The following is an 18,873-nucleotide window of genomic DNA, read 5'->3' as shown; positions in this document are numbered from 1 at the left end:
TCGGATGCTCCGGGGATCAGCGGTGGGACACGCGCCGGACCAGCCAGTCGCCGAGCGACTGCAGCCCCTGCACGAAGACGATGAGAAGGATCACGACGGTCGCCATCACCTCAGGCATGAAGCGCTGGTAGCCGAAGCGGATGCCGAGGTCGCCGAGCCCGCCGCCGCCAATGGCGCCCGCCATCGCGGAGAAGCCGACCAGCGAGACCAGCGCGACGGTGGTGGCGGCGATGATGCCGGGCAGCGCCTCGGGCACCAGGACCTTGGTCACGATCTGCAGGCGCGTCGCGCCCATGGCGCGGGCCGCCTCGATCACGCCCTTGTCCACCTCATGCAGAGCATTCTCGAACAACCGTGCAAGGAAGGCGGTCGCGGCCAGCGCCAGCGGCACGATGGCCGCCCCCGTCCCGATGGAGGTGCCGGCCACGAACCGCGTGAAGGGGATGATCGCCACCATCAGGATGATGAAGGGCGTCGAGCGCGCAGCATTCACGATCAGCCCGAGGGGCCGGTTGATCCAGGGCTTCGGGCTGAGTCCGTCGCTGTCGGTGACGCGCAGCAGCAGCGCGACGGGCAGGCCCAGCGCCACCGCAACGGCGGCCGAGGCGCCGACCATGATCAGCGTCTGCCAGAAGGCTTCGAGTAGGAGGTCCTGCATCGTTTCGTTGAGCCAGCTCATGCGCTCAGCTCCTGCACGGTGAGGCCCAGGCCGCGCATCCAGTCGAAGGCGGCCCGCACCTTCTCCTCCGGCCCATAGGCCGCGAGCGCCATCACGCCGAAGGGCTCGCCGGCGATCTCGTCGATGCGGCCGGAGACGATGTTGATGTCGATGCCGAAATCGCGGCTGGCCTCGCTGACCACCGCGCGCGTGCTGTTCGGCCCGGCGAAGATCACCTGCGCGAGCTGCCGCACCTCGCCCAGCCCGGGCTCCGGCAGCCGCGCGAGCGTCGCCGCCGGCACGGAATGGCCCACGACCTCGGAGACGAAGTGCCGCGTGGTCGGCTGCTCAGGCCGCGTGAAGACGTCGAAGACGCGGCCCTGCTCGATGATCCGCCCGGCCTCCATGACGGCCACGCGGTCGCAGATGGCCTTCACCACGCCCATCTCATGGGTGATGAGCAGGACCGTTAGGTCCAGGCGATCGCGCAGGCCGCGGATGAGCGCCAGGATTTCCTGCGTGGTTTCAGGGTCGAGCGCGCTGGTCGCCTCGTCGCAGAGCAGGAGGCCCGGCCGCGACGCCAGCGCCCGCGCGATGCCCACGCGCTGCTTCTGGCCGCCCGAGAGCTGCGCGGGATAGGCGTCGCGCTTCCCCTCCAGTCCGACCAGCGGAAGGATCTCGTCCACCCGCGCCCGCCGCTCGGCCGAGGACAGCCCGGCGATCTCCAGCGGAAAGGCCACGTTCCCGGCCACTGTCCGCCGGGTGTGCAGGTTGAAGTGCTGGAACACCATGCCGATGCCCCGCCGCGCCGCGCGCAGCCCCGCATCGTCCAGCGCCAGCATGTCCTGCCCCAGGACGGAAATGCCGCCGGCATCCGGCCGCTCCAGCAGGTTCACCGTCCGGATCAGCGTGGACTTGCCCGCCCCCGAACGCCCCACGATCCCGAAGATCTCGCCGGCCCGGACCTCCAGCGAGACGTCGTCGAGCGCCACCGTCCCGCCCGCGGCGAAGCGCTTGCGCAGACCGGTGAGGGCGATGGCCGTCACATCAATGGCTCCGGGGATATCACGCATGACCTTCGTGATATGCGATCTACCCCGCCCGCGTGAAGTGATATCGCGAGCGGGACAGCCATGCCGAATTCGATCCTATTCGGGCTGGACGCCGATGGAGCGCAGCAGCGCCTCCGCCTGGGCGAAGTCGCGCTGGATGTAGTCGTCGAGGGCCGCGCCCTTCTGGAACAGCGGCACGATCGCCAGCCCCTCCAGCCGGGACTTCACCGCGGGCTCGGCCATGATGGCCTCCACCTCGTCGGCGATGCGGGCCGTGATCGTGTCCGGCGTGCGCGGCGGCGCCCAGACCACCCACCAGGACTGCGCGTCGACCTCCGGGAAGCCGGCTTCCGCCGTGGTCATGAGGTTCGGCGCGGCGTCGTTCCTGCGGCGCGCCGTCAGCGCCAAGCCCTTCAGATTGCCCGCGCGCACCGGCGGCAGCATGGCCAGCATCGGGTCGGCATGCACGCCGATATTGCCGCCCATGAGGTCGGCCAGCGCCGGCGTGGTCCCGCGATAGGGCACCAGCGTCAGGTCGGCGCCGATCGCCCGCGCGAACTGGATGGTGGTCAGATGCCCCGCCGAGCCCAGCGCCGAGACGCCGAAGGACCATTCGCGCGGATTGGCCAGCGCCGCCGCCTTCACATCGGCCATGGTCATCTGCGGCCGGTTCGGGTTGATCGCGATCAGGCAGGGCCCCTCGCCCGTCCGCGCGATCGGCTTGAGGTCGGTGATGGGATCGTAGCCGGGGTTGCGCATCACCAGCCGCGCGATGGTCTGCACGCTGGCCGAGACCAGCAGCGTGTAGCCGTCCGGCGTGGCGGTGGAGACGGCGATGCCGCCGATCGTCCCGTTGGCACCGGTCCGGTTCTCGACCGTGAAGGTCTGCCCCGTCCGCTCCTGCATGCGCCCGGCGATGACGCGCGCCATCACGTCCACCGAGCCGCCGGCCGCAAAGGGCACGACGATGCGCACGGGACGGTTGGGCCAGGCGGTCTGCGCCAGGACCCGCGGCGCAGCCAGGGGCACCGCGGCGGAAGCGGCGAGGAGGGAGCGGCGCGTCGTCATCAGAAGGGCTCCTTGTAGGGGCGAAGGTCGAGTTCCAGGGTCCAGGCCGAGCGGTGCTGACGGTGCAGCTGCCAATAGGCCTCGGCGATCGCCTCGATGCTCAGCAGCCCGTCCTCGCCGGCCGCGGCCACCCGCTCCGGCCGGCGCGCGCGCAGCCGCTCGCCGTCGATGCCGCCATCGATCACCGCATGGGCCACGTGCAGCCCCAGCGGTCCGAGTTCCCGTGCCGCCGATTGCGCGATGGCGCGCAGCCCCGCCTTGGCCGAGGCGAAGGCGGCGAAGTTCGCGGCGCCCCGCACGCTCGCGGTCGCGCCCGTGAAGATCAGCGTGCCGCGGCCCTTCGGCACCATCCGCCGCGCCGCCTCGCGCCCCACCACGAAGCCGCCCAGCGTGTTGGTGCGCCAGGCCTCCTCGAAGCTCTCGACCGAGAGGTCGCGGAAGGGCGTGCGGATGTTCACGCCCGCGTTGAAGACGACGACCTCGAGGTCCTGCGCGCGGTCGAAGAGCTTGCCGACATCAAGGGAATTCGTGGCATCCGCGACGATGGCCTCGGCCACGCCGCCCGCTGCCTCGATGCCCGCCACGACGGCCGCCAACTTGTTCATGGTGCGGCCGGCAATGAGGACGCGATGGCCCTCGCGCGCGAAACGGCGGGCGACGGCCGCGCCCAACCCCTGCTCGGCACCGACGCCGACGATGATCGCTTCCGTAACCATGCTGCGCGGCAACCTGCCCGTCATCTGAAAAGGTGGCAAGCGAGAGGGCTTTGCCCGATAGGCGCGAAGATGCGCGGATTCGAGGCCGTAGGCGTGGGAACGATCTGGCCCCGGATCGGTCGCGCAGATGGCGGTGGCAGGGCTGGCTGCGTCAGCCGCGTCAGACCCGCCCACGCAGACGAAACAGACCTGCCACGCGAGGCGAAGCCCGCCTCAGTGCGCCGCCTCCACGATCCAGGCCCGGAAGGCCGCGAAGGCCGGATCCTCCTCGCGGCCGGGACGGTGGATCAGGAACCAGCCCTTCCCCTTCGGCACCGGCGCCGCGAAGGGTGCCACCAGCCTGCCCTGCCGCAGCGCGTCGTCGATATAGGGCCGGATGCCCATGGCGACGCCGAGCCCGTCCGCCGCCGCCTGCTGCGCCTGGCCGTAGAAATCGAAGACCGGCCCACGCGCCGCCACCCTCCCCGCCAACCCCTGCGCTGCCAGCCAGAGCGGCCAGTCCTCCGCCGCATGCGCGACGCGCAGCAGCGGCACGCCGGCGAGTTGCTCCGGCCGCGCCAGCCCCGCCGCCAAGGCCGGCGCGCAGACCGGCAGGAGGTCGGCGGCGAAGAGAGGCGTCGCGACGAAGCCGGGCCAGTCGCCCTCGCCCAGCCGGATGCCGCAGCTCCAGCCCTCGTCGAAGGCGGCCGCGGCGCCGCCCGTCGTCACCCGCACCTGGAGGCCGGGCGCGCGCGCGTGCCAGTCGGCGAGGCGCGGAATCAGCCAGTGCGCGGCGAAGCTCGGCCCGACGCCGAGGATCAGCGTCCGCTGGCCGGCCTGCGCCACGGTTGCGACGGTCAGTCGCTCCAGCTCGTCGAAGAGGGGGCCGAGCCCCGCGCGATAGGCCGCGCCCGCTGCGGTCAGCGCGAGGCGGTTCGCGCCGCGCTCGAACAGCGCGATGCCGAGCCGCTGCTCCAGCAGCCGCACCAGCCGGCTCACCGCGGCCGGGCTGACATGAAGCTCCGCGCCGCCGGCCGCGAAGCTGCCGTGGCGCGCCGCGGCCTCGAAGGCGCGCAGCCCGTTCAGGAAGGGCAGGCTCCTGGACATCTGTTTCCCCACCCTCAGGAAAGCTGAGGCTCAGCCGAGAATATCTTCCCTATCGCACCGTTGCGCCAGCGCGCAGATTTCGCGCCATGTCCCTCGCCCTCACCGCGCTGCTCGGCGCCGTCATGATCTGCACCGCGCTGCTCTCCGGCATCTTCGGCATGGCGGGCGGGCTGATCCTCGTCGGCATCCTGCTGGCGCTCATGCCGCTGCCCGACGCCATGGCGCTGCACGCCATCACCCAGATCGGCTCCAACGGCTGGCGCGCCATCCTCTGGATCCGCTTCGTGCGCTGGCGCAGCGTGGGCGCCTACCTCTCCGGCTCCGTGCTGGCCACCGCCGCCTGGGCCATGGTGCAGTTCGTGCCCGACAAGCCCTGGGCGCTGCTCGCCCTCGGCGCCACGCCCTTCCTCGCGCGCGCCCTGCCCGCTTCCCTGCGACCCGATCCGGACCGCATCTCGCACGGCCTCGCCTATGGCGCGGCCTGCATGATGCTGATGCTGGTGACCGGCGTGACCGGCCCCCTCTCCGACACCTTCTTCCTCGGCCGGGCCCAGCAGGACCGGCGGCAGATCGTCGCCACCAAGGCCTTCTGCCAGGTGGTGAGCCACGCGCTGAAATTCGTCTACTTCGCGACGCTGATCCCGAATTCCGGCAGCGTCTCGATCTGGCTGGCGGTCATGGGCGTCGCCTGCTCCATGATCGGCACCACCCTGGCCCGCCGTGTGCTGGACGCGATGACGGATGCCGGTTTCCGCAAGTGGTCGAAGCGGCTGATCACCGCCATCGGCCTGTTCTACCTGGCCCAGGGGAGCTGGCTGCTGATCGCCGGATGGATGGAGACGTCACCATGAGCACGCCCGTCATCAACGCCCTCATGCTCGACATGGTCGAGTGGCTCGCGCGCACGCCGCGCCCCTATGCCGAGGCCATCGAGGCCTGGCGCACCTCCTGCCCGCGCCTCACCGTCTGGGAGGACGCGATGGACGAGGGCGTGATCGAGAACCGCCGTGCGGCGGATGGCGGCCTCTTCGTCGCGCCGACGCCGAAGGGCCTGGACATGCTGCGGATGCGTCATCAGCCGCCTGAATGTGGGTGATCCATCCGCCTGCATGGCGAAGGGCGCCCCCGATCTCCTATCTCACCCCGCGAAGCCACAAACCGGCTCACGGGATCAAATCCATGATCGACATCCGCCCCTTCGACACCCTCGGCCACGCCGACCACGGCTGGCTCAACGCCCGCCACCACTTCTCCTTCGCGGGCTACCATGACCCGCAGCGCATGAGCTGGGGCAAGCTCCGCGTCTGGAACGACGACGAGATCGCCGCCGGCAACGGCTTCGATCCGCACCCGCACCGCGACATGGAGATCATCACATATGTCCGCGAGGGCGCCATCACCCACCGCGACAACATGGGCAACGAAGGCCGCACCGAGGCGGGCGACGTGCAGATCATGTCGGCCGGCACGGGCGTGACCCATAGCGAGTACAACCTCGAGCCGGAGACGACGAAGATCTTCCAGATCTGGATCATGCCGGACGTGCGCGGCGCCAAGCCGAACTGGGGCGCGAAGAGCTTCCCCAGGGCCGGGCGCGAGGCGCGCTTCGAGGTCCTGGCCGGCGGCCGCGCCGGCGACGCCGGGACGGGCGCGCTGCCCATCAACGCGGATGCCGCGGTGATGGCGACGACGCTCTCGAAGGGCCAGGAGCTGCGCTACGCGCTGCCGGAGGGGCGTGCGGCCTATCTGGTCTCGGCCAAGGGAAGTGCCACCGTGAACGGCGCGGAGCTCGGCCAGCGCGACGGCGCGGCGATCTTCAAGGAGAAGGAGATCGTCATCGTCGCGAATGACGAGGCCGAGCTGGTGATGGTCGAGATCGCGGCCTGACGCTTTCTCCAGTGGGATGGGCGCGGGGCGAGGCCCCCGCGCCTTGTTCCTGTGTGAAGCGCACTTCTTGCGAATAGGGGCGCTGCCGGCCGGAGCTGGTTGTGGCAGCGCTTGGAGCACACAGCCCGCCAAGTTGCGCCCATGTCGGCCATCAGGCTGGTGCTTGCATCAAGATCTTTGAAAGGCCTGGCAGGGGAAGCGGCCGCGCCGGAGGTGTTCAGGACGGAGCGATGACGGCTTCGCGCCGGGCGTGGCTCATCTCCGTCTGCCGTGCCCCCTCGCACAGCCACGCAACGAAGCACCTGACGCGATCGTCGGTGCGGCGCGCGATCGTCCAGCGCACGACATGGGCCCGGCTGCACGGCAGTGATTGATGCACGGGCAGGACGCGGACCAGACGACCGTCGGCGAGCGCATCATGCACGAGCAAGGTGCGCGCCAGGACGACGCCGGCACCCTCCAGCGCCGCCGCGATGGCGGGACCGATGCTGGCAAAGCGCAGGCTTTCGCGGGGGTGGGGCGGCAGGCCAAGCCGCTCCAGCCAGGCCGGCCACGACCACTCGGCGCTGGTGGCTCGGCCGGCGGGACCTTTGTGCAGCAGAGGGAGACGGCGCAGAACGGCGGGATCGCCGGGGACAAATCCCGCCGGCAGCAGTGACGGGTGGCACACCGGGAAGACCTGCTCCTGGAACAGCGGACGCTGGGTGGTCGTGGCGCGCAGCTCCGATACGGGCAGCCAGTGGATGCGCACGTCGAGGCCCGCGACCTGGTCGGGGGCTTCGCTTTCGACGACCACCAGTTCAATCGAGAGCTGCGGGTGCCGATCAGCGAGATCCGGGAGACGCCGCAGAAGCCAGTTGTGGGCGAGCCCGGCCCCGACCCCGATGCGCAGCCCGCCCGGGCTCGCCGCCGACAGGCAACGCGCGCGCAAACCCGCGATCTCCGAAAGAAGGTCCGCCAATCCGTCGGCCAGGGATCGCCCGGCCGGGGTCGGGGCGAGGCCCGCATTGTGGCGGAGCAACAGCGGCGTTCCCATGAAATCCTCGAGCCTGCGGATGCGGTGGCTGACAGCGCTTTGCGTGACGCCCAGCTCCGCGGCGGCGCGGGTCATGTTGCCAGCGCGCAGGGCGGCGCTGAAAGCGACGAGGGCATCGAACGGCGGCAACTGCGTCATTCCGCCATCATGAAACAAATTCATGGAAAGATGAATGCTTGGCGCTCCGCAGACGCGGAAAGGCCGGATACGACATGCGGCACCAGCCACCGGAGAACGTGATGTCCGCGCCCGACAACAAGGCCTTGATGCAGGAGATTTTCTCGCGCCTCGAGCAAGGTGACCGCTCGCTGCTGCAGCAACATATGGCGGAGGAATTCCGCGTCGTGGTCATGGGCCGCTCCTCGTGGTCGCAAACCGTGACAGCGGATTCCCTGCCGAAATATCAGGCCTATGTGCGCGCGCGCTTCGGTGGATCCTGGCGGACCGTGGCCGAGCGGTTCATCGCGGACGGAGACCTCGTGGTCGTGGAGGCAAGGGGCGACAATTACGCAACGTCGGGCGAGCGCTACGACAATCAGTACTGCCTGATCTACCGCTTCGAGGACGGCAAGATCGTGGAGATGCGTGAATACATGGACACCGCATTCTGCGAGCGTGTGCTCGGGCCTTTTCCGAGCACGGCATTGGACGAGCGATAGCTCCCGCTCCGCTTCCAACCTCTTCCATCGGCTTCACGCCGCCGCGATCTCCCCACGCTCGATCACATAGGTGCTGTCCACCAACGGCCGCAGCAGCCCGGGATTGCTTTCGGTGATGAGGATCGCGACATCCGGCAGCGCGTCGCGCAGGCGCCGCAGCGCCTCGGCGTAGCGCAGCGCCAGCGCGGGGGCGAGGCCCTGGAAGGGCTCGTCCAGCAGGATGGCACGGGTGCCGATCATCAGCGCGCGCGCCAGCGCCACCATCTTCCCCTGCCCGCCCGAAAGCCCCGCCGCCTTGCGCGGTGCGAGGTCGCGCAGCTCCGGCAGGAGGGTGAAGACCGCCTCCATCCGCCGCGCCGTCTCGGACGGCTCCAGCCTCAGCACCTGGGCGGGCAGCAGCATGTTGTCCTGCACGGTGAAGCTGCCGAAGAGCCGGCGGTCCTCCGGCGCATAGCCTACGCCGAGCCGCGCACGAAAATGCGCGGGCACAGCGGAGGCGTCCGCGCCGGCGACGGCGACGCTGCCTCCGCGCAGCGGCAGCAGCCCCATCAGCGCGCGCAGCGTGGTGGTCTTGCCCGCGCCGTTGCGGCCGATCAGCGCGACGCGCCCACCCGGGGGCACGTGCAGCGAGACGCCGCGCAGCACCGGCACGCCGGCGATGTCGACGGAAGCGTCCTCAAGCCGCAGCATGGCGCTCGATCCCGATCACCTCGCGCTGCACCTCGGGGTCGGCCAGCACGGCGGCCGGCGGGCCCAGTGCCGCGATCTTCCCCTGCGACCAGACGGCCACCCGGTCGGCGAAGCGCTCCACCACATCCATATCGTGCTCGACGAAGACGGCGGTGACCTCCGCCGCGCGCAGCACGCGGGCGAGCGTCTCGACCACCTCCATCTTCTCGCTGGCGGCGACGCCGGAGGTGGGCTCGTCCATCAGCAGCAGGCGCGGCTTGAGCGCGACGGCCATGGCGATGTCGGCCAGCTTGCGCGCGCCCTCGTTGAGCGCGTCGGCCCGCGCCTCGGCGATGACGGCGAGGCCGAAGCGCTCCAGCAGGTCATGCGCCTCCTCGCGCCAGGCCGGGCGGAGCAGCGGCCTGAGGGGTGACCACGGCCCTTCCCGCGCGGCGATGGCCAGCGCGACGTTCTCCAGCACCGTGTGCTCGGTGAAGAGCTGCGGCAGCTGGAAGGAGCGCGCGATGCCGCGCGCCACGATGCGCCGCGGCGCCATTCCCGTGATGTTCTGGCCCTCATAGGTGATCGTGCCGGCCTGCGGACGCAGGTAGCCGGTGGTCATGTTGATGAAGGTCGTCTTGCCCGCGCCGTTCGGGCCGATGATGGCCAGGAACTCGCCCTTGGCCACGTCCAGGTCGATGCCGTCAGCGGCCTTCACGCCGCCGAAGGCCAGCCGCAATCCACGCGCCGAGAGGAGAACGTCGCTCATGCGCGGCGCCTCATCAGGCTCTCGACCATGCCCCAGAGTCCCCGCGAGAAGAACAGGATCACCCCCATCAGCACGAGGCCGAGGATGGCCTGCCAGGCATCGGCGAAGCTCGCCGCGGCATAGACGCGCACCAGCTCGAAGGTGACGGCGCCCAGGAAGGGGCCGAGCGCCGCGCCCGCGCCGCCCAGGATGGCGATGAAGACCAGCTCGCCCGAGACGGTCCAGTAGCCCAGCAGCGGGGTCACGTGCCGCGTCGTCATGGCGATGATGGCGCCCGCCAGCCCGCCCATCAGCGTGGAGAGCACATAGGCGGAGAGCAGCACGCCGCGCGCCGGCAGGCCCATGAACTCCAGCCGTGTCTCCCGCGTCTTGATGGCCGAGAGCGCCTGGCCCATCGGCGAAGCGAGGTAGAGCCGCACGAAGAACCCGATGGCCAGCGCCAGCACCAGCGCCGTCCCGAACATCGCCCATTCGAAATCGTCGCGCTCCAGCGCCATACCGAGGAAGCGCGGCACGGCGACCCGGATGCCGTCGGTGCCCTTGGTGATGTGGTAGAGCTTTTCCAGCAGCGAGTAGAAGACCATGCTCATGGCGAGGTTCAGCATGCCGAAGAAGATCTCGCGGTAGCGCGAGACGAAGAGCCCGACCACCAGCCCCAGCACGCCCGAGAGCAGCATCGCCACCGGCATCAGGATCAGCGCCTCGGGCATCGAGGGCGCCAGGAAGGCCACGGTATAGGCGCCGAAGGACAAATAGAGCGCGTGGCCGAAGCTCACCTGCCCCGCCCGCAGCAGCAACAGGATGCCCAGCACCGCGATGCCCTTGGCCAGCGCGATGGTCAGCACGAAGCGCAGCCAGGGCGCGAGGAAGGCCAGCAGCACCAGCAGCGCGGCGCCGGCGATGGCGAGAAAGGTTTCGGTGCGCCTCATACCCGCCGCGTCTCCGCCGCGCCGAACAGACCCTGCGGCCGGACCAGCAGCACGGCCACCATGATGAGATAGGGCGTCAGCACCTCGGCCTCCGGCATGAAGTAGACGGCGATGGAGCGGGCGAGGCCGATCATCAGCGCCGTCAGCGCCGCGCCCTCGATCTGGCCGAGCCCCGCGGTCGCCACCACGGCGAAGGAGAGCACGATGGTCTGCGCCCCCACCCCCGGCACCAGTGACGCCGTGGGTGAGGACAGCGCGCCGCCGAGGGCCGCCAGGATCGCGCCGAAGGTGAAGGTCAGCAGGTAGATGCGCGAGGCGTCGATGCCCATGGCCGTCGCCGCCTCGCGGTCGGTGGTGACGGCGACGATGACGCGGCCGGTCAAGGTCCGGCGCAGGAACCAGGCGAGGCCCACCAGCGTCGCCACCGCCACGCCCGGCAGCACGAAGAGCTGGTAGGCGGTGAAGGGGATGAAGTCGCCAGCGAAGGGCACGTCGAAATTGCCGAGCAGGCGCATCGCCGTGTCGTTCTGCACGGGCTGCGTGCCCCAGACGAGTTTTTGGGCATCCTCCAGGATCATGAAGAGCGCGAACGTGACGAGGAGCTGCAGCACCGGCTCCTGGCTGTAGATCCGGCGCAGCAGCAGCCGCTCGATCAGCGGCCCGAGGATGCCGCCGACCAGGGCCGCGGCCACCAGCAGGACCGCCAGGTTCGCCCAGTCCGGCAGGCCCCTCGCCGAGAGGAAGAGGCCCAGGCTCGCCGCCGTATAGGCGCCGATCGCGTAGAGCGAGCCATGGGCCACGTTCAGCACGCGCAGCACGCCGAAGACGAGGTTCAACCCCACCGCCACCATGAAGACGAGCGCCGCATAGGCAAGCCCGTCCAGCAGCGCGAGGCCGAGGAGCAGGCCGTTCTCCTCGAACCAGCCGTACATGCGCGTGTGCCCCCGCTCAGATCGCCGAGCCGGCGGTGTTCTCCATCCCCGGGCGGAGCGTCTTCAGCCAGTCCACGCTCTTCTGCCCGACTGGCGCGCTGATGCCGGCGGCGGGATAGAGCATCATCTTCTCCGGCACCGCATAGGGGTACGCGCTGGTGAACGAGGAGAGGCCGACGATCTGGTCCTCCAGCCCCTGCCCGTCCTCGCGGATGGTGATCTTGGCCGTCGGCGTGTCGAAGGTCAGGCCGCGGAAGGCGGCGGCCAGCTCCTGGTCGTTCGGCCAGCCGCCGCCCTTGGCCTGGATCGCCTTGGCATAGGCTGCCTGCAGCGCGGAGAAGGCCTGGTACATATGGTGGCAGGGGTAGATGCTGGGCTGGTTGAAGCGCTGCTGGTAGGCCGAGGTGAAGCGATCCAGCGCGGCCTTGTCGCGCGGACGCGGATGGTTGATCCAGTGGTCGCCGCGCGCGCCGATGATATGGCCCGCCGGCATGGTGCGGCCAAGCGAGGGCATCGAGGCCTCCGCGACGGGCAGCACCATGGTGGAGCGCTCCAACAGCCGGCGCTCATTGGCCTGGCGCACCAACGTGACCAGCTCACCACCCCAGGACGTCGAGAGGATGACGTCGGGCCGCAGCGCCAGCAGGCGGGTGATCTCGGTGGAGAAATCCGTGCTGTTGAAGCGCGGGAAAAGCTCGGCGACGACGCGCACGCCGGGCTTCAGCGCATCCATCCCCGCCTTCCAGAGCTCCCAGGAATCGCGGCCCCAGGCATAGTCCTGGTTGATCACGGCGATGCTCCGGAAGTCCGGCTTGTGCTTCAGCAGGTAGAGCAGCGGCGCCAGCACCTCGGGCGTGCCGTAGCCCTGGGTGCGGAAGGCGAAGGGGTGGGCACCCTCCTCGAAGATGCGCTGCGTGCCGCAGTCCCAGAGCACCGTCGTCTTGCGCAGCTCGTCCGACAGCGGCGTGCAGGCGAGGCAGGAGCCCGAGGAGATGGAGGCGAAGATCACGTGCGCCCCCTCGGACTGCACGAGACGGCGGAACTCGCCGACCAGGTGCTCCGTGCCCGGGCCCTCGTCGACGAAGATGGGGCGGACCGGCACGCCGCCAATGCCGCCCTCGGCGTTGATCTGGTCGGTCAGCATCTCCGCCGCCTGCCTGGCGGGGACGCCGAAGACGCTGGCGGGGCCGGAGAGGAAGGTGGTGATGCCGATCTTGAGCTCGGCGGGCTTGGCGGGCTGCGCCTCGGCGCCGGAGCCCGCCATCAGCAGGCTTCCGGAGGTGGCGGCGCCGGCAAGCACCGACCGGCGGGACATGGACGAGTGGCTCGTCATGGCGTTGTTCTCCCTCGACGGGCCGATTCATGTTCGATCGGCCTCTTCCGCGACGCTGCCCGAGGAGGGCGGGCAACGCAAGCGTTCAGGTGCCGCGCGCCAGCACCTTCACGAGGTCCTTGCGCACGGTCTCGATGTGCAGGGCGAGGCGCTTGCAGGCGCGCTCCACCTGCCCCTTCCGCGCCAGCCCGATGAGCTCCGCATGCTCGCGCTGGGCGCGCTCCATGGCCTCGGGAGTGGAGAGCTGCAGCCGTGTGTAGCGGTCGCTGGTCTGCAGCAGGGCCGCGACCACCGACTGGGTGCGCGGCAGCGGCGCGGGCGCGTAGAGGCGCGCGTGGAAGTCCGCGTTGATCAGGCCCCATTGCACCACGTCGCGCGCCGCGATGGCGGCCGTGAAGCGGACGTGCAGCGCGTCGATCTCGACGAAGTCGGTGGCGGTCAGCAGCGGGATCGCCTGCCCGAACAGCCGCGGCTCCAGCAGCACGCGCAGGTCGAAGACGTCGTTCAGGTCGTCCTGGGAGATGCCCGAGACGATGGCGCCCTTGTGCGGGACGATGCGCACGAAGCCCTCGGCCTCGAGCTGCAGCAGCGCCTCGCGCACGGGGATGCGGCTCACGCCGAAGGCCTGGGCCAGCGCGTCCTGCCGCAGCTGCTCGCCCGCCTCGTGCCGGCCGAGCAGGATGTCCTCGCGCACGCGGTCCAGGACGGCCGCGGCCAGGGTCTTGTGTTTGAGAGGGGCTTCGGACATCGCGCCGCGAGGGTAACAGAAACCGGTTGACATGCATATTGTATAAAATCTACGAAGATTGGACTGTCATCCCAGGAGCCCCCGCCCGGCATGCCCCTCGTCCTCGCCCAGCCCAGCCGGCCCGCGATGCTGGCCGTCTCCGCGTCCGAGGCTCTGCTGCGGATCGAGCGCGTCGCGGTGGCGGGGCTGATGGCGGTGCTGACGGCGTTGATCCTGGTGAACGTGGCCACGCGCTACGGCGGCATGCCCATCTACTGGATCGACGAGATGGCGGTTTACACGACCGTCTGGCTCACCTTCATCGGCGCCTCGGCCATGACGCGGCTGCGGCTGGATTTCGCGGTGACGCTGCTGACCGAATATCTCAGCCCCGGCGCCGCCAAGGCCGCCCGCGCGCTATCCACGCTCTGTGTCCTGCTCTTCGCGCTGGGCTTCCTGGGCATCTGCTGGACCTGGCTCGATCCCGTCGGCATCATCAGCGCCAACTTCGACGCGCGCGACTACGCGGCCGAGACCTTCAACTTCATCTACACCGAGCACACCCAGACGCTGAACTGGCCGAACTGGGTGCTCTACCTCGTGCTGCCGCTCTTCGCCGCGACGCTCTCCGTCCATTGCGTCGCGAACCTGCTGGAGGATCTCGGCCTCGTGCCCCCTCCCCCGAAGCGCGCGGGCCTTTCCGACAACGCCGAGACCGTCGCCTGATGCTCACCACCGGCGCCTCCGTCGCGATCCTGCTGCTGGGCGTGCCGATCGGCATGTGCCTCTGCATCGCGGCGATGATCTACATCGCAGCCACCGGCAACCACCTGCTCTTCGCCAGCTTCCCCATGCAGCTCTTCGGCGGCGTGGACAGCTACGGGCTCATCGCCATCCCGCTCTTCATCCTGATCGGCGAGATCATGAACGGCGGCGGCATCACGCAGCGCATCATCCAGCTCGCCATGGCCTTCATCGGGCGGCTGAAGGGCGGGCTGGCCTACGTCAACGTCATCGCCAACATGATCGTCTCCTCGATCCTGGGCTCGGCGACGGCGCAGGTCGCGATCATGGCGCAGCTCATGGTCCCGGAAATGGAGCGCAAGGGCTACGACAAGACCTTCGCCGCGGGCCTCACAGCCTATGCCGGCATGCTCGGCCCGATCATCCCGCCCTCCATCATGTTCGTGGTCTACAGCGTGCTCGCGCAGGTCGGCGTGTCAGACATGCTGGTGGCGGGCATCATCCCCGGCGTGCTTCTGACGGTTGCCTTCTGCGGCGTGATCGCGCTGATGGGCTACGTCTACAACTACCCGCAGGGCGAGCGCATGACGGCGCGCGAGCGCGTCCGCGTGATCCTCGACGCGGCGCCCACGCTGCTGATTCCCATCGTCATCATCGGCTCCATCCTGGGCGGCGTCGCCAACCCCACGGAATCGGCCGCCGTCGGCGCGCTGGCCGCAGCGCTCATCGGCCGCTACTGGACGCGCGAGATGACGTGGGACCAGCTCCCGCACATGCTGCTGCGGGCCGGCATCTACTCGGCCATCGTGCTCTTCCTCGTCGCTGCCGCCAGTGTCTTCTCCTGGGTGCTGGTCTATGGCCGCGTGCCGCAGGCCGCCGCCGCCTGGGTGCAGTCCGTGGCCACCGGACCGATCAGCTTCATGCTGCTGGTGAACGTGATCCTGCTGGTCATCGGCACGGTAATCGACGGCGTGCCCGGCCTCATCATGACCGTGCCGATCCTGCTGCCCATCGCCACCGACGTGTACCACATCGACCCGCGTCACTTCGGCGTGGTGGTCGTGGTGAACCTTGTGCTGGGCCTGCTCTCGCCGCCGGTCGGGCTCTGCCTCTTCGTCGCAGCGGCCGTGACGGGCGCGAAGCCGGGAAAGATGTTTCTCGTGACGCTGCCCTTCTTCTTCGCCGCCTGCGTCCTGCTCGTCCTGCTCTCGATCTTCCCGTGGCTGTCCACGGCCCTCATCAAATAAGGAGCCCCCTGAAGATGACCCTCACCCGCCGCCATGCACTCGCCTTCGGGGCCGCGCTGCCGCTCGCATCCCCCAGCCTCGCCCTGGCTCAGGCGCGCGAGATGCGCCTCGGCATCCTCACGCCGCCGGGCCACCCCTGGAACCTCACCGCGCTCCGCTTCGGCGAGCAGCTGAAGGCGGCCACCAGCAACCGCCTCTCCCTCACCGTCTTCCATGCGGGACAGCTCGGCAGCGAGGCGGCGATGCTGCAGCAGATGCAGTCCGGCGCGCTCGACATGGGCTGGATCATGGCCGCCGAGCTCGGCTCGCGCGTGCCGGCCATCGCCGCCATCACCGCGCCCTGGGTCGTGCGCACCACCGCACAGGTCGGTCAGTTCGTGAAGACACCCGTCGCCACCGGCCTCTTCGAGCTGCTGCCACGCGAGACCGGCACGGTCGGCCTGGCCTGGGGCATCACAGGCATGCGCGTGATGTTCGCGACCAAGGACATCTCGTCGCTGTCCGAGGTGCGCGGCCTGAAGATCCGCACCATCCCCTCGCCCACCTTCCGCGATTTCTACACGGCCCTCGGCGCGGCGCCGACGCCCATCCCGACACCGGCCGTCTTCGACGCCATGACCAACGGACAGGTGGATGGCCTGGAAGCCGATCTGGCCTTCTCCTGGAACCAGCGCTTCGACCGCGTCTCCAAGGTGATCCTGGGTATGAACGCGCAGTTCATGCCGGTGGCTGCGCTCGTCTCCGGCCGCGTCTGGGCCGGGCTGCCGGCGGCGGACAAGGAGATCATCACGCGCCTGATCAAGTCCAACTTGGACCAGCAGATCGCCGAGCTCGTGGCGGACGAGCCTGGCATCATCGAGAACTTCCGCGGCGCGCCGATCCCCATCCGCCCCGTGGCCGCCGGCGACACCGACGCCGCGGTGCGCGACTTCGACAAGATCTGGCTGGAGCGCGCGCCGGTGCTCGCGGAGATGCGGCGGGTCGGCGCCAGCCTCGCGTAAGCGAGAGGGGCTTTGCCCCCCCTCGCGCTCCCCCCACCAGGGCTTTTTGCCCTGGACCCTAAAACTGATCGGAGATGCAAGAACCTGAGGTTCTTGCCGGGGTCCAAGGGCAGAGCCCCTGGATTCCAACAGACAAGGAGCAAATCCATGCCAGCACGCATCACCTGGGAGGGCGTCTTCCCCGCCGTCACCACCCAGTTCCGCCCCGACTTCTCCCTCGACCTCGACGCCACCTCCCGCGTCATCGACGCCCTCATCCGCGACGGCGTCTCCGGCCTCATCATCTGCGGCACGGTCGGCGAGAACTGCTCGCTCTCGAAGGACGAGAAGATCGCGCTGATGGAGATGGCCAAGGCCACCGCCGCCGGCCGCGTCCCCGTCATCGCGGGGATCGCCGAGTTCACCAGCGTCTTCGCCATCGAGATGGCCAAGGAGGCGCAGCGCATCGGCCTCGACGGCATCATGGTGATGCCCTGCCTCGTCTACTCGTCCAAGCCGCACGAGACGGCCGCGCATTTCCGCGCCGTCGCCGCCGCCACCGACGTGCCGGTGATGGTCTACAACAACCCGCCCATCTACAAGAACGACGTCACGCCCGACATCCTGGCCTCGCTCGCCGATTGCGACACGGTCGTCTGCTTCAAGGAATCCTCGGGCGACACGCGCCGCTTCATCGACCTGCGCAACCAGGTGGGCGAGCGCTTCGTGCTCTTCGCCGGCCTCGACGACGTGGTGGTGGAGTCGGTCGCGATGGGCGCCGTGGGCTGGGTCTCCGGTATGTCCAACGCCTTCCCGCGCGAGGGCGAGACGCTGTTCCGCCTCGCGCGCCAGGGCCGGCTCGCCGAGGCCATGCCGCTCTACGAATGGTTCATGCCGCTGCTGCACCTCGATGCCCGGCCGGACCTCGTGCAATGCATCAAGCTCTGCGAGCACATCATGGGTCGCGGGACCTACCTCACGCGCCCGCCGCGGCTGGAGCTGCGGGGCGCCGACAAGGCGCATGTGGAGACGATCATGGCGGCGGCGCTGGCGAAGCGGCCGCTGCTGCCCGAGGTCGGTCTGCGCAAGGCCGCCTGAGCGCTACTCGCGGACGGCGACCGCGCCCACCATCAGCGTGCGCGCGGTCCGGTAGACCACCGCCGATTCCGCGTGCCAGCCGGTGTTGTCCTGCCGGACCTCCGCGCCCACGGCCAGCATGCCGCTGGGCTGCGCCACGCGGATCTCGTCCGCGCGCGGCAGCACGCCCGTGAGGCTCGCCGGCAGGCTGCCCGAGATCTTGCAGGCGCAGGCCAGCCCCAGCGCGCCGGTCAGCGGCACCGCGCGGTGGACGCGCTCCATGGAGAGCATGCGGATCTGGATATCGTGGCTGTCCGGCGCCAGCACCGTCCCGTCGAGCAGCCGGGGGCTGCCGGGCCGCGCCACGAGTGCGATGCGCGGCAGGGCGAGCCCGATCTTCTCCGGGCTTTCGGCCAGTCCCATGCGCACGCCCGCCAGCCGCCGCAGCGCGTCGAGCCGCGCCATCAGCCCGGGGGTAGCCTCGATCTCGTCCGGGCTCTCCTCGCCGGTCAGGCCGAAATCGGCTGCGGCGAAGAAGGCCGAGGGATTGGCCGCGTCGATCAGCGTGCAGGCGAAGCCCTCGATCTCGTCCACCACCTGGCCGGTGGGCAGCAGCGCGCCGGTCTGGGTGCCGCCGGGGCTCAGGAAGTCGAGCCGGATGCGCGCGCCGGTGCCGGAGACGCCGGCGATGGCGTAGTCGCCCTTCACCTCCGCCTTGCCGTTCCGCACGGGGAAGCGCGCGTGGATGATCTTCTTCGTGTTCACCTGGTGGATGCGGACCAGCGCCTCGCCGTCGGGAACGCTGACGAGGCCCGTGTCCACCGCGAAGGGCCCCACCGCCGAGGACAGGTTCCCGCAATTCCCCTTCCAGTCGACGACCGGCTTGTCCACCACGACCTGCGCGAAGGTGTAGTCGACATCGGCGTCGGGATGCGTCGGCGGGCCAATGATCACGCCCTTCGACAGCGAGGAGATGCCGCCGCCCATGCCGTCGAGCTGCCGCCCATAGGGATCGGGCGAGCCCAGCACCTCCAGCAGGAGCGGATCGAGCTCGGTGCGATCGGAAGGCACGTCCTTCGCGTGGAAGAACACGCCCTTGGAGGAGCCGCCGCGGAGGAAGGTGGCGGGGATGAAGCGCTGGCTCATGAGGGACGGTCTCCGGTCGCGCCCGGCGGGGCGCGGCGCTATCTGAGCACGCGCCGCGCGCGGCGCAAGCCGGGAGGGCGCCGCGATCCGGCCCGCAGGACTAACAGGTCCGGCCGCGCCAGGGCAGGACGCCGCCCGATCCGGCGCTCCGGGGGCCC

The 18,873-nt window shown here is 69.9% G+C and carries 21 protein-coding genes; 8 read left to right on the top strand and 13 right to left on the bottom strand.

The window, feature by feature from the left end:
- Nucleotides 1-16: 16 nt before the first annotated feature.
- From AC1ROY_RS10405 to AC1ROY_RS10385, 5 genes are all read right to left on the bottom strand, one after another.
- Nucleotides 17-679: a methionine ABC transporter permease gene (locus tag AC1ROY_RS10405; protein WP_493148732.1), complete on the bottom strand. Its 663-nt coding sequence runs from the start codon at nt 677-679 to the stop codon at nt 17-19.
- Complete coding sequence (locus AC1ROY_RS10400; RefSeq protein WP_493148731.1) at nt 676-1,704, bottom strand: methionine ABC transporter ATP-binding protein; 1,029 nt, start codon at nt 1,702-1,704, stop codon at nt 676-678. Before AC1ROY_RS10400 ends, AC1ROY_RS10405 begins: the two co-directional genes overlap by 4 nt.
- Before the next feature lie 102 nt (nt 1,705-1,806).
- On the bottom strand, nt 1,807-2,778 hold the full coding sequence (locus AC1ROY_RS10395; protein WP_493148730.1) for a Bug family tripartite tricarboxylate transporter substrate binding protein: 972 nt from the start codon (nt 2,776-2,778) through the stop codon (nt 1,807-1,809).
- Nucleotides 2,778-3,494, bottom strand: a complete 717-nt coding sequence (locus AC1ROY_RS10390) for an SDR family NAD(P)-dependent oxidoreductase (RefSeq protein ID WP_493148729.1) — start codon at nt 3,492-3,494, stop codon at nt 2,778-2,780. The genes AC1ROY_RS10395 and AC1ROY_RS10390 overlap by 1 nt, the downstream gene beginning before the upstream one ends.
- 213 nt (nt 3,495-3,707) lie before the next feature.
- Entirely contained in the window at nt 3,708-4,580 is an 873-nt protein-coding gene (locus AC1ROY_RS10385; RefSeq protein ID WP_493148728.1) for a LysR substrate-binding domain-containing protein, read from the bottom strand.
- An 86-nt stretch (nt 4,581-4,666) separates the two neighbouring features.
- Between AC1ROY_RS10385 and AC1ROY_RS10380 the strand changes: the two genes are divergently transcribed.
- The 3 genes from AC1ROY_RS10380 (at nt 4,667) to AC1ROY_RS10370 (ending at nt 6,467) form a co-directional block, all read left to right on the top strand.
- Nucleotides 4,667-5,431, top strand: a complete 765-nt coding sequence (locus AC1ROY_RS10380) for a TSUP family transporter (protein ID WP_493148727.1) — start codon at nt 4,667-4,669, stop codon at nt 5,429-5,431.
- Nucleotides 5,428-5,676: a hypothetical protein gene (locus AC1ROY_RS10375; RefSeq protein ID WP_493148726.1), complete on the top strand. Its 249-nt coding sequence runs from the start codon at nt 5,428-5,430 to the stop codon at nt 5,674-5,676. The genes AC1ROY_RS10380 and AC1ROY_RS10375 overlap by 4 nt, the downstream gene beginning before the upstream one ends.
- Nucleotides 5,677-5,759: 83 nt before the next feature.
- Nucleotides 5,760-6,467 carry a pirin family protein gene (locus tag AC1ROY_RS10370; RefSeq protein WP_493148725.1) on the top strand — a complete coding sequence of 236 codons (708 nt, stop codon included), beginning with the start codon at nt 5,760-5,762 and terminating at the stop codon, nt 6,465-6,467.
- Nucleotides 6,468-6,684: 217 nt separating this feature from the next.
- Here AC1ROY_RS10370 and AC1ROY_RS10365 read toward each other — a convergent pair whose 3' ends face one another.
- Nucleotides 6,685-7,641, bottom strand: a complete 957-nt coding sequence (locus AC1ROY_RS10365) for a LysR substrate-binding domain-containing protein (protein WP_493148724.1) — start codon at nt 7,639-7,641, stop codon at nt 6,685-6,687.
- Nucleotides 7,642-7,742: 101 nt separating this feature from the next.
- Here AC1ROY_RS10365 and AC1ROY_RS10360 point away from each other — a divergent pair, with 101 nt between their 5' ends.
- Nucleotides 7,743-8,162 (top strand): nuclear transport factor 2 family protein, encoded by a 420-nt coding sequence (locus AC1ROY_RS10360; protein ID WP_493148723.1) that lies wholly within the window; start codon nt 7,743-7,745, stop codon nt 8,160-8,162.
- Nucleotides 8,163-8,195: 33 nt separating this feature from the next.
- Here the strand turns inward: AC1ROY_RS10360 and AC1ROY_RS10355 are convergent, their stop codons facing one another.
- From AC1ROY_RS10355 to AC1ROY_RS10330, 6 genes are all read right to left on the bottom strand, one after another.
- Nucleotides 8,196-8,852, bottom strand: a complete 657-nt coding sequence (locus tag AC1ROY_RS10355; RefSeq protein WP_493148722.1) for an ABC transporter ATP-binding protein — start codon at nt 8,850-8,852, stop codon at nt 8,196-8,198.
- Nucleotides 8,839-9,600: an ABC transporter ATP-binding protein gene (locus tag AC1ROY_RS10350; RefSeq protein ID WP_493148721.1), complete on the bottom strand. Its 762-nt coding sequence runs from the start codon at nt 9,598-9,600 to the stop codon at nt 8,839-8,841. Before AC1ROY_RS10350 ends, AC1ROY_RS10355 begins: the two co-directional genes overlap by 14 nt.
- Nucleotides 9,597-10,529 carry a branched-chain amino acid ABC transporter permease gene (locus AC1ROY_RS10345; RefSeq protein ID WP_493148720.1) on the bottom strand — a complete coding sequence of 311 codons (933 nt, stop codon included), beginning with the start codon at nt 10,527-10,529 and terminating at the stop codon, nt 9,597-9,599. Before AC1ROY_RS10345 ends, AC1ROY_RS10350 begins: the two co-directional genes overlap by 4 nt.
- Nucleotides 10,526-11,461 carry a branched-chain amino acid ABC transporter permease gene (locus AC1ROY_RS10340; protein WP_493148719.1) on the bottom strand — a complete coding sequence of 312 codons (936 nt, stop codon included), beginning with the start codon at nt 11,459-11,461 and terminating at the stop codon, nt 10,526-10,528. The genes AC1ROY_RS10345 and AC1ROY_RS10340 overlap by 4 nt, the downstream gene beginning before the upstream one ends.
- 16 nt (nt 11,462-11,477) lie before the next feature.
- Nucleotides 11,478-12,794, bottom strand: a complete 1,317-nt coding sequence (locus AC1ROY_RS10335) for an ABC transporter substrate-binding protein (protein WP_493148718.1) — start codon at nt 12,792-12,794, stop codon at nt 11,478-11,480.
- Between the two features lie 85 nt (nt 12,795-12,879).
- A complete protein-coding gene (locus AC1ROY_RS10330) occupies nt 12,880-13,542 on the bottom strand; it encodes a GntR family transcriptional regulator (RefSeq protein WP_493148717.1) in 663 nt (220 codons plus the stop codon).
- 90 nt (nt 13,543-13,632) lie between these two features.
- Here AC1ROY_RS10330 and AC1ROY_RS10325 point away from each other — a divergent pair, with 90 nt between their 5' ends.
- The 4 genes from AC1ROY_RS10325 to AC1ROY_RS10310 all read left to right on the top strand — a co-directional run bounded on the left by AC1ROY_RS10325 (nt 13,633) and on the right by AC1ROY_RS10310 (nt 17,590).
- Nucleotides 13,633-14,247: a TRAP transporter small permease gene (locus tag AC1ROY_RS10325; RefSeq protein WP_493148716.1), complete on the top strand. Its 615-nt coding sequence runs from the start codon at nt 13,633-13,635 to the stop codon at nt 14,245-14,247.
- A complete protein-coding gene (locus AC1ROY_RS10320; RefSeq protein ID WP_493148715.1) occupies nt 14,247-15,512 on the top strand; it encodes a TRAP transporter large permease in 1,266 nt (421 codons plus the stop codon). Before AC1ROY_RS10325 ends, AC1ROY_RS10320 begins: the two co-directional genes overlap by 1 nt.
- Before the next feature lie 14 nt (nt 15,513-15,526).
- A complete protein-coding gene (locus tag AC1ROY_RS10315) occupies nt 15,527-16,513 on the top strand; it encodes a TRAP transporter substrate-binding protein (protein WP_493148714.1) in 987 nt (328 codons plus the stop codon).
- 147 nt (nt 16,514-16,660) lie between these two features.
- Nucleotides 16,661-17,590 (top strand): dihydrodipicolinate synthase family protein, encoded by a 930-nt coding sequence (locus tag AC1ROY_RS10310; RefSeq protein ID WP_493148713.1) that lies wholly within the window; start codon nt 16,661-16,663, stop codon nt 17,588-17,590.
- A gap of 3 nt (nt 17,591-17,593) precedes the next feature.
- Here the strand turns inward: AC1ROY_RS10310 and AC1ROY_RS10305 are convergent, their stop codons facing one another.
- A complete protein-coding gene (locus AC1ROY_RS10305) occupies nt 17,594-18,715 on the bottom strand; it encodes a 2-methylaconitate cis-trans isomerase PrpF family protein (protein ID WP_493148712.1) in 1,122 nt (373 codons plus the stop codon).
- Between the last annotated feature and the right edge of the window lie 158 nt (nt 18,716-18,873).

It is taken from the genome of Roseococcus sp. GW821-FHT12F05 (assembly GCF_058806835.1).
The sequence above is the reverse complement of the archived record's forward strand: the minus strand, read 5'-3'. Positions and strand labels throughout refer to the sequence as shown.